We start from the raw sequence: 9,789 nt of genomic DNA on the forward strand, positions 1-9,789 counted from the left end.
GAGCGCGTGCCGGAGGTGTTCCTGAGGCTCGTCGTCATCGACGCCGACGGGCAGGCGGTCGCCCGAGAGGCCAGGGCCCCCGCCGGGGGCCGGTGGACCAGCACCTCGTCGCCGAACACCCGGCCCGCCCGCGTCCTCCAGACAGGAGTCCCCGCGATGAACCCCCCGAAACAGGACCCGCTCACAGCACTGCGGCAGGCATTCCCCGGCTGGTACATCGACCACGACACGACCCTCGGCCGCTGGATCGCGATGCGCTACCGCCCCCTCACCAGCCAGGAGACCAAGGCCGGCGCCAAGTACTTCCTCCAACGGGCCTGCCTCGAACGGCTCAGCACCGCCCTGGCCGACCAGAGGGAACTCGCCCGCCGCACCCGTACCGCCCCCTGAACCGGCGCGGCGAGTACGGCCCGTCCTGTTACGTACTCGCCGCGCCTTCACCTCCATGACCTGCGGAAGCCTCGCGGAACAACCGGCACCGGCGCCTTGCTCGGGGTGCGGATGCATGCCTACGGCGTGCCGACCGGCCTGGTGTCCCGGATCAGCTGTTTGCCGTCAAGGCCGCGCGTGCGGTGGTGAGGATCTCCTCGGAGAGGGGGGAGCCCTTGGTGGCTCGGGCCAGGACGAGTGCGCCGAGCATCGTGCACAGCCGGGTGATGCCGTCCTGGTCTTCGGTGGCGAGCAACTCGGCGAAGTCGCTCACGCCTTCGGCGTAGACGCGGTGGGCCTCGTGATCACCGAGTTCCCGTGCCATGTCGGTGGCGAGCCCGGCGACGGGGCAACCGTCCGCCGGGTTGTCGCGGTGCTCGACGGAGAGGTAGGTGTCGATCGCCGCCCGCTGCTCCAGTCCTGCCGTGCGGCGCCGGGCGAACTCGTCGAAGGCGTGGGCGGTGGCCTCGTCGACGAGCGCCTCCTTGGAGGCGAACTGCTTGTAGAAGCCGCCGTGGGTCAGCCCGCACTCCTTCATGAGGTCGGCGACGCTGACCTGCGTGCCCCGCTCGCGGAACAGCCGGGAGGCGGCTTCCACGACCCGCTTGCGGTTCTCCTGTGCTTGCGCCTGCGACACGCGGCCCATCGGCCACCTCTCAAGTTGGATGTCGGTTGACATCTATCCTACCTTCCGGTTTAGATTATCAATGTAATCTAATTGCCGGGCTCGGTCATCGGAACCGCCCGCGACGCTGGGAGCAAGCATGGAACTGAAGGACACGGTCGCGGTGGTCACCGGCGCCAACCGGGGGTTGGGTCGCCGGTTGGCCATCCAGCTTCTGGAGCGCGGAGCGAAGGTGTACGCGGCGGCCCGCCGCCCTGAGAGCGTGGATGTGGCCGGCGTCATCCCGCTCCACCTGGATGTGACCGACGAAGGGTCGATCCGGGCCGCGGCCGGCATCGCCTCCGACGCGACGCTGCTGGTGAACAATGCCGGGATCTTCACCGGCACCCCTCTGGTCGCCGGTGATCTGGACTCGGTGCGGCTGGAGATGGACACGAACTTCTTCGGGCCGCTCGCCGTGACGCGGGCCTTCGCCCCGGTCATCGAGGGCAATGGCGGCGGCGCCGTGCTCAATGTCCTGTCCGTGCTGTCCTGGCTGCACCCGGCCGGTTCCGGGTCCTATTCGGCGGCCAAGGCCGCCGCGTGGGCACAGACCAACGCGATCCGCGAGGAACTGGCACCTCGCGGCATCACCGTCTCGGCGCTGCACGTCGGGTACATGGACACCGACATGGCCGCCGGCGTTCCCGCTGAGCGGAAGGTCGATCCCGCCGAGGTCGCGGCCCAGGCCCTGGACGGCATCGAGAAGGGCCTCCCCGAAATCCTCGCCGACGACATCACCCGGCACGTCAAGCAGAACCTGGCCGCGACGCCGAACCCGGTGTGAGGCGCACCCCGCGGCGTCCGTTGTACGTTGCCCCCAGTGGCGTCGACCCGAGTAGGGACTTCTCACCAGGCGCGGTTAGGGCCCACGTCGAGCCCGCGCATTAGGCAGAGATTTGGACTGCTGAGGTCGCCTGGCGCGGTAGCTACCGCGAACGCCGCCCAGCGGCAGACCGAGGGGATAGGCGCCGGAGGCCGGACCCTCCGCTCTCCTGTCGGCGGTCAGCCGGCCAGGCGGCGGACCATGCGGACCAGCGCCTCGCGCCTCGACCGGGTGCTGTCACCGGCGACCCCGGCCATGAGCATGCGCACGATCTCGCGGGGCCGGGCAAGAACGAGCGCGGCCGGCAAACGACGGATCTCGGGCATCGTCAGCGGGATGTGCTCGACGCCAGGGCTGCCGACCGATCGCAGGCTGAGGACCGCCGGCGGCTGAACTGGTATGGCCTGCTCGGCGAGTGGCAAAAAAATGGTGCCCCGCCGAGGTGCTCGGCGGGGCATCGCCGTCCGGTGTCCTACATCCACAGGCCACCACGCGACTCCGCCCGTCGGCGAGCCTGTCCTCACCGACGCTCAGCGTTCGACGTCGGCGCGGAAGGCGGGGAGGAGATCCCTGAGTTCGGCGGCGTTGAAGTTCGGGCCGTACACGATTCCGACCGTGCCGTCGTCGGCCCAGGCACACATGCCCGATATGGAGTCCAGGTGCAGGGTTTCAATACAACGGGCGTAGCCGCCGAACGGACCCGTGGGGATCTCGAATTCTTCGCCCGGTGTGCCGACCGCCCGAAAGGTGAGGAGGATGTCGCCCACGGCCGATTGCCACTGGTCGGTGACGACCCTTGCCTCATATCCGGTGAATATGAGGAGCCTGGTCCATCTGCGGCCCTTGGCCTTCTCGGTCTCCTCGTAGCGGGCATTCACCGCGTCGTAGACGGGAGCACCCCCGACGGAGGGCCGGTCGGACAGCAGTTCCTCCCGCGTGGCGAACGGCCACATGGCGTCGAGGCGAAGGCCCGCCGTCCGCTGCGGCAGCGGTTTCACCAGCCAGTGCCCACCCAGAGGGGAAGACGGTGCCGCGGAGCCGCCGGAGCCGCCGGACGCGCACGCCGAGAGCAGGCAGACGGCGAGCATCGCCACCGCCGCGGCTGCCGTACCGTTGGCGCGGCGGGCGGCGCCCCTCCCCGCGGAGAGAACTCCCCGATCGCGAGACGTACCGGGGCTGAGGACAGGCATGCTTCTTCCTTCATGTTCGGTTCATCATCGCGAGCAGCACAGGGCGCCGGCCCGCGTGGTCCCGCGCGACGTCTTCTGTAGGGGCCCGGTCTGGTCGCCCCGGGCTGCGACATCCGGGGCGACGCGGTGCCTTCCCGAGTCGGTCGGCAACCGGATCAACCGATGGGCGGATAGGGCGGGGACAGGCTCCACGCCTGCAAGCCCGAGCTTCGATCGGTGGAGATGACAACCGGAAGGCCGTCCAACCGGGCCACCGTCATCGTCCGGACCACGTCGGAGTGGACGAACGGTGCGCCGATCTGCTTGCCGGTGGCCAGGTCCCACACCCGCACCGTCATGTCGTGGCTGGCCGAGACGACGACCGGGCGATCGTCCAGATGCGTCATGACCGCTGACCAGATCACATTGGTATGGCCTTCGAACGGTGCGCGAAGCAGCTTGCCGGTGGCCAGGTCCCACACCCGCACCGCTTTGTCGCCGCCGGTGACGACGACCGTGCGGCCGTCCACCCGCGCCGTCGTCACCGATCGGAGCGCGTCGTCGTGGCCGGCAAGGGGCGTGCCGACCTGCTTGCCGGTGGCCAGGTCGCGAACCTGCACCGTGCCGTCTACGGTGCCAAGGAGGATGACGGGGCGACCGTTCAGTGATGTCACCGCTATTGACCACACAGCATCACTGTGGCCTTTGAACGGTGCGCCGACCTGCCTGCCGGTGATCAGGTCCCACACCCGCACGGTCTTGTCCACGTCGACGGAGACGATGACCTGCCGCCCCTTCAACCGCGTCACCGCCACTACTCCGACTCCGTTGACATGGCCGGTAAGAGGCTCACCGATCTGCTTGCCGGTGGCCAGGTCCCACACCCGCACCGTCATGTCTGTGCTGCCGGTGATGGCGATCGGGTGGCCGTTCAACTTCGTCACCGCAATCGTGGAGATCAGTGTGGCGTGGCCGGTGGGCAGCGCGCTGACCTGCTTGCCGGTGGCCAGATCCCACATCCGCAGTATCCTGTCGTCGCCTCCGGTGACGGCGACCGGGCGGCCGTTCAACTCCGTCACCGCCAACGCCTCCACTGCGGCGACGTGATCTGTGGCCTGCACATAGATCTGCGTGCCGAAGGGGGCGGTCGCCGCAGAACGGGCCGCCGGGGCGGAACCCTTGTCCGTGGTGGAACCACCGGGCGAGGAGGAAGTCTCGCGGCTGTCTGACTGCCAGAACAGGACGACCAAAATGGACACCGCAAGGGTGGCGACGGTCGCCACGACGGTAACCAGCATGCGCCCTTTGACGGGACGGCGTGATGGGCCATCGGTGCTCGACGAGCCGGACTCGGACATCAGATGCTCTTTTCCGGAGTGGACGTGACGGCTTCGACCAGGTCGGTCAGAGGAAGTGATGTGCTCCCCTTCGAGTGCGCGGACGGATGAGACGTCGGGTGCGGTTTTATACAGCTCCAGCAGGCCGACGTACGCGATCACCCTGCTCCATCGATCTTGCTATTGGCTTGGAATCAGCTTGTAGACATCCCGGCGCTGGAGACTTGCCAGAAACCTGGCCATGCCCCCATCCGGCCCCGACGCCCGCATAGACCCGTGGCCTTGTCGCACTCTTGTTCTCTGCCTGACCGCCTGACTCCTCCGGCGGTTGCGTCCACGGAGATGGCGTATGAGCACATCGGGTCCGAGCCGGACGACGGCCGGCTCCGGTGATCCGTTCGGACGAGCGCGCGGAGCGGGTTCGTGACATCTTCTTATCTCTTGCGGGAAATCCCTTGTGTGAATCGGGTCCCGCTGTCACCGCCGGTCCGCGGTTTTCCAGAACGATGTGGTTGACAGCGAACTTGTCAACACGATAAACGGCATCGCCATTCCTTGCGAAGGGATGCGACTGGGCCGGACGCTTGGCCGGCGGGCGAAACTCTGATTACTCTTGCGCTGCATTCATCCCGAAATCTAGGAGAGGACGGGTGATGAAGGGAATCGTTCTCGCCGGCGGTAGCGGTACGCGTATGTACCCCCTGACATTGGCTACGTCCAAGCAGCTGCTGGCCATCTATGACAAGCCAATGGTTTATTACCCGCTTTCCGTGCTCATGCTGGCCGGCATGCGGGACATTCTGATGATCTCAACGCCTGAGAGTCTCCCCGCGCTGCGCAACCTGCTGGGCGACGGGTCGCATCTGGGGCTCGACATCTCCTATGCCGAGCAGGCGGAACCACGAGGAATCGCCGAGGCGTTCATCATCGGCGCGGACTACATCGGCAACGACCAGACGGCGCTCATCCTGGGCGACAACGTCTTCCACGGCGCGGGCTTCCCGCGGATCCTGCGGGCCTGTCGCACCAGGTTGAACGGTTGCACGATGTTCGGATACCCGGTGTCGGACCCGGAGCGGTACGGCATCGGCGAGGTCGACGCCAACGACACGCTGGTGTCGATCGAGGAGAAGCCGCTCCGCCCGCGCTCGAACGACGCGATCACCGGGCTCTACTTCTACGACAACGACGTCGTGGAGATCGCCCGGGATCTGGCGCCCTCGCCGCGCGGCGAGTTGGAGATCACGGACGTCAACCAGACGTACCTGAAGCAGGGGCGGGCCCACCTGGTCCGGCTCGGGCGGGGTTTCACCTGGCTCGACGCCGGCACGCACGACTCGATTCTGGCCGCGAGCCAGTACGTGCAGGTCATCGAGAAACGCCAGGGTGTCCGGGTGGCCTGCCTGGAGGAGATCGCGGTGCGCATGGGATACATCGACGCGGACGCCTGCCATCGGCTCGGCGCCGGGATGAAGAATTCGGAATACGGCCAGTACCTCATGGAAATCGCCCAGTCGCTCGGCTGAGCGGTGCTGTCCCGCCAGCGGGACAGCAAATCCGATTCTTTCGTCTCTCTTTCCGCACGCCAGGGGTAAAGGAGTGGCCATGGATTATGCCGAGCTGAGCCCGGCCGAATTGCTTTCCCTTGAATTCACCGCGCCGGCGATGACCGACAGGGCCTGGCAGGTGCGCTGGGACCTCGCCGACCGCGATCCAGGGGAACTGGTGCTCGGCACCCTGCCGCCGACCATCGATTTTCACACCTCGGGGAGCACGGGTCCGAGCCGGTGCTGGCGGAGGCTGCGGGAGAACGTCTGGCTGGAGGCGGGCATGCTCGCCGAGCTGATCGAACCGGAGAAGCCGGAGGCGGTCGTCTCCTGCGTTCCCCCGACCCACCTGTACGGGGCGCTGGCGAGCGTGCTGATACCCGCTCGTCTCCGGCTGCCGGTCTGGTACAAACCGACGTTCTACGGTGTCATGCCGCCGATCGAGCAGCGGCGGGTCGTGGTGGTGGCGACACCGTGGATCTTCACGTTGCTGTTGCAGCACATGAAGTGGGTCCGCGAGATGGAGCACATCACCGTGCTGTACGGCGGCGCGATGCTCCCCGCGACGGCCGGGGAGTTCCTCGCCGAGGCGGGCCCGGACCGGGCGCTCATCGTGGAGGTGCTGGGCTCCACCGAGGCGGGCGGCATCGCGACCCGGCGCTGGCGGGAGGGTGAACCTCCCCCCTGGACCCTCTTCCGCGACGTGTCCTTCGCCGAGCCCGAATCCAGGCCCGAGCTCGCGTCCGATCCCGGACCCGCCGGGACGAACGGCGACGGGCAGAACGGCGACGGGTCACCGGACGACGGGGAGATACCGCTCGTGATCCGCAGTCCCCGGCTGGCGTTCCGGCCGGACGAGCGGCCACCGCCGCTCTGGGAGGCGGACGACCACGTCCAGCCGCTGGACGAGCGGACGTTCCGGTTCGCCGGTCGCCGCACCCGGCTGGTCAAGGTGAACGGCCGCCGGATCAACCTGGACGAGGTCGAGCACGCGCTGCGCGCCGTGCTGGACTGCGAGGACCTCGCGGTCGTCCCCGTCGCCGACCGGATGATCGGCGAGCACGTCGACCTGCTGGTCGTGCTGAAGCCGGGCACGGAACTGGCCGATCTCGACCTGTCCACCGCGTTCGACCGGATCGGGGTCCGCCCGAAACGCGTGCACGAGGTGCCCAGGATCGAGCGGTCCGCGCTGGGCAAGGTGCGGCACCTCCAGACATCACCCATCACTGAGGCAACTGAAGCAGAGGTAGCAAAGTGACACTGACCGCCGAGATGACGAGCAGCGAGACGACCGGTGCGGCGTACCTGGCGGAGATCGCCAGGAGCGCCTCCTGGGAGGGCCGGGTCGATCCGTGCGACGACGCCGACATCGCCAGGATGGAGGCCAGTGCGGCGACCGTCGCCAAGCACCTGGCCGCCGACCAGCCCATCTACGGACTTACCCAGGGATTCGGCCCGCTCGTCACGTACGCCGCGGAGTCGGAGATGGAGCAGGGCAGCTCGCTGATCTCGCACCTGGGCACCGGTCAGGGCAGGCCGCTGAGCCCGGAGGTGTCCCGGCTCATCTTCTGGCTGCGCCTCAACAGCATGCGCCGGGGGTTCTCGGCGGTCTCGCCGGAGTTCTGGCAGACCCTGGCCGACCTGTGGAACGCCGGTTTCACGCCGGTGATCCCGCGGGACGGCACGGTCAGCGCGAGCGGGGACCTGCAGCCGCTGGCACACGCGGCGCTGACGTTCACCGGATTCGGTGAGGCGTGGATGCGCGGCGCCGACGGCGGCTGGGAGACGAGGCCCGCCAGGGAGGCGCTCGCGGCGCTGGGCGCCGAGCCGTTCGAGTGGCCGGTCAGGGAGGCGCTCGCCTTCGTCAACGGCACCGGCGCGAGCCTGGCGGTGTCCATCCTCAACCACCAGTCGGCGGTGCGGCTGGTCCGGGCGGCGGCGATGCTGACCGGCCGGCTGGCCACCCTGCTGCGGGCCAACAGCGAGCACTACGACGACGGCCACGCGTTCGCCCGCGGCCAGCTCGGGCAGCTCACGGCGGCCAGGTGGATCAGGCGGGAACTGCCCGCGGGCCTGGTCCGGGACGAGCGGCGGCCGCTGCAGGAGCCGTACAGCCTGCGGTGCGCGCCGCAGGTGCTCGGCGCGGTGCTCGACCAGCTCACCTCGGCGGGTGACGTGCTGGCCAGGGAGGCGAGCGGTTGCCAGGACAACCCGATCGCCTACGAGGGCCAGGTGCTGCACGGCGGCAACTTCCACGCCATGCCGGTCGGCCTCGCCTCCGACCAGATCGGGCTCTCCCTGCACATGGCCGCCTACCTGGCCGAGCGGCAGCTCGGCCTGCTGCTCAGCCCGGCCACCAACGGAGACCTGCCGCCCATGCTCACGCCGAGGGCCGGCCGGGGCTGCGGGCTGGCGGGCGTGCACATCAGCGCGACGTCGTTCGTCTCCCGGATCAGGCAGGTCGTCTACCCGGCCTCGCTGACCACGCTGCCGACCAACGGCTGGAACCAGGACCACGTCCCGATGGCGCTCAACGGGGCGAACGCGGTCGCCGACGGCCTGGAGCTGGGCTGGCTGGCCATCGGCTCGCTGGCCCTGGGCGTGGCCCAGCTCGCCGTGATGGTCGGCGCGGAGCCCCAGGCCGACGGGATCTGGGCGGAGCTGGCCGAGATCTCCCCGCCGCTGGACGCCGACCGGCCGATGGCGAAGGAGGTGCGGGACGCCCGCGACCTGCTCGACCGGCACGCCGCCGCGGCGCTCGCCGCCGATGAGTGAGAGGACGTGCCGGTGAGCATCGAACAGCTACGGCGCAGCGCGCGTGACTTCATCTCGGCCACGACGCGTTCGGCCTTCGAGCCCCCGACGCCGGAACAGGTCGCCGATTTCTACGACAGGAACGGTCAGGCCCTCTCGGAGATGTACGGCGGGCAGACGCACGTCGGGTACTGGACGGGGCCTCAGGACGGCAGCGAACTGGGCGAGGCCGGCGTCCGGCTGACCGACCTCATGATCGGCAAGCTCGGCGTGGGGCCGGGTGACAGAATCCTGGACCTCGGCTGCGGGTCGGGAGCATCGGCCGTCCAGATGGCGCGGGCGACGGGCGCGGAGGTGGTCGGTGTCTCGATCAGCGCCGGCGAGGTCGACAGGGCGGCTGCTCTGGCCAGGGCCGAGGGCATGGAGGAGCGGGTACGGTTCCAGCGGGGCGACGCGCTGAACCTGTCGTTCGCCCCCGGCTTCTTCGACGCCGTCCTGGCGATCGATTCCTTCGTGCACCTTTCCGACCAGGTACGGGCCCTGAGCGAGATCGGGCGCGTCCTGCGCCCCGGGGGCAGAGTGGTCCTCACGGACTACATCAGGCGAGGGCCGGAGCTCAGCGAGGAGGAGGAGTACGCGCTGGCGGAGATGTCGGCGCTGTGGCGCATGGTCCCCATGCCACGGGCCGAGCACTATCCGGAATTCGCGCGTCAGGCCGGTCTGGTCGTCGACGAGGTCGCGGACATCACCGAGCACACGAAGTACTCGTTCGGAAAGCTCTATCTGAAGGCCGGCGAGTATGCCCGGCGACACGGTGAGCTGCCGCCGGACCTCGCGCGAATCTTCGGCAAGGGAAGTGACGAGGACTGGCTGGAGGCGGCGGAAGGACCGCAGTACGAAGGTGTCGTCCTCGTCGTGGCCCGCCGGGCGGAGGACGGCGTGTCCTGACGGTCGGCGTGGGAGGGGAGGGCGGACGCGGTCTCTGGCTGGTCCAGCAACTGTCCTCGGACTGGGGCTGGTACGAGACCTCGGCCGGACGGGTCGTCTGGTTCCAGCTCGGCGG

The 9,789-nt window shown here is 68.9% G+C and carries 10 protein-coding genes; 6 read left to right on the top strand and 4 right to left on the bottom strand.

The genetic code is table 11. From position 1 onward, the window contains the following. On the top strand, positions 1 to 390 hold a 390-nt coding region (locus ABZ260_RS38520), incomplete at its 5' end, for a hypothetical protein (protein WP_355627325.1). A gap of 151 nt (positions 391 to 541) precedes the next feature. On the opposite strand, the gene ABZ260_RS38525 is transcribed toward ABZ260_RS38520, so the two are convergent. After that, positions 542 to 1,108, bottom strand: a complete 567-nt coding sequence (locus tag ABZ260_RS38525) for a TetR/AcrR family transcriptional regulator (RefSeq protein WP_355627327.1) — start codon at positions 1,106 to 1,108, stop codon at positions 542 to 544. Between the two features lie 85 nt (positions 1,109 to 1,193). On the opposite strand from ABZ260_RS38525, the gene ABZ260_RS38530 reads away from it, so the two are divergent. Beyond that, entirely contained in the window at positions 1,194 to 1,880 is a 687-nt protein-coding gene (locus ABZ260_RS38530; RefSeq protein WP_355627329.1) for an SDR family oxidoreductase, read from the top strand. Between the two features lie 218 nt (positions 1,881 to 2,098). Here the strand turns inward: ABZ260_RS38530 and ABZ260_RS38535 are convergent, their stop codons facing one another. The 3 genes from ABZ260_RS38535 to ABZ260_RS38545 all read right to left on the bottom strand — a co-directional run bounded on the left by ABZ260_RS38535 (position 2,099) and on the right by ABZ260_RS38545 (position 4,587). Then, complete coding sequence (locus ABZ260_RS38535) at positions 2,099 to 2,245, bottom strand: hypothetical protein (RefSeq protein ID WP_355627331.1); 147 nt, start codon at positions 2,243 to 2,245, stop codon at positions 2,099 to 2,101. Between the two features lie 204 nt (positions 2,246 to 2,449). Further along, entirely contained in the window at positions 2,450 to 3,109 is a 660-nt protein-coding gene (locus ABZ260_RS38540) for a hypothetical protein (RefSeq protein WP_355627333.1), read from the bottom strand. Positions 3,110 to 3,264: 155 nt separating this feature from the next. Then, entirely contained in the window at positions 3,265 to 4,587 is a 1,323-nt protein-coding gene (locus ABZ260_RS38545; protein WP_355627335.1) for a WD40 repeat domain-containing protein, read from the bottom strand. 491 nt (positions 4,588 to 5,078) lie between these two features. On the opposite strand from ABZ260_RS38545, the gene rfbA reads away from it, so the two are divergent. The 4 genes from rfbA to ABZ260_RS38565 all read left to right on the top strand — a co-directional run bounded on the left by rfbA (position 5,079) and on the right by ABZ260_RS38565 (position 9,674). Next, positions 5,079 to 5,951 carry a glucose-1-phosphate thymidylyltransferase RfbA gene (gene rfbA / locus ABZ260_RS38550; RefSeq protein ID WP_355627337.1) on the top strand — a complete coding sequence of 291 codons (873 nt, stop codon included), beginning with the start codon at positions 5,079 to 5,081 and terminating at the stop codon, positions 5,949 to 5,951. A 79-nt stretch (positions 5,952 to 6,030) separates the two neighbouring features. Further along, positions 6,031 to 7,230, top strand: a complete 1,200-nt coding sequence (locus ABZ260_RS38555; protein WP_355627339.1) for a class I adenylate-forming enzyme family protein — start codon at positions 6,031 to 6,033, stop codon at positions 7,228 to 7,230. Continuing rightward, positions 7,227 to 8,747, top strand: coding sequence for an aromatic amino acid ammonia-lyase (locus ABZ260_RS38560; protein WP_355627341.1), 1,521 nt, complete (start codon positions 7,227 to 7,229; stop codon positions 8,745 to 8,747). Before ABZ260_RS38555 ends, ABZ260_RS38560 begins: the two co-directional genes overlap by 4 nt. A 12-nt stretch (positions 8,748 to 8,759) precedes the next feature. Continuing rightward, on the top strand, positions 8,760 to 9,674 hold the full coding sequence (locus tag ABZ260_RS38565; protein ID WP_355627343.1) for a methyltransferase domain-containing protein: 915 nt from the start codon (positions 8,760 to 8,762) through the stop codon (positions 9,672 to 9,674). Positions 9,675 to 9,789: the final 115 nt, after the last annotated feature.

This window comes from Streptosporangium sp. NPDC006013, assembly GCF_040614275.1.
Lineage (GTDB): Bacteria > Actinomycetota > Actinomycetes > Streptosporangiales > Streptosporangiaceae > Streptosporangium.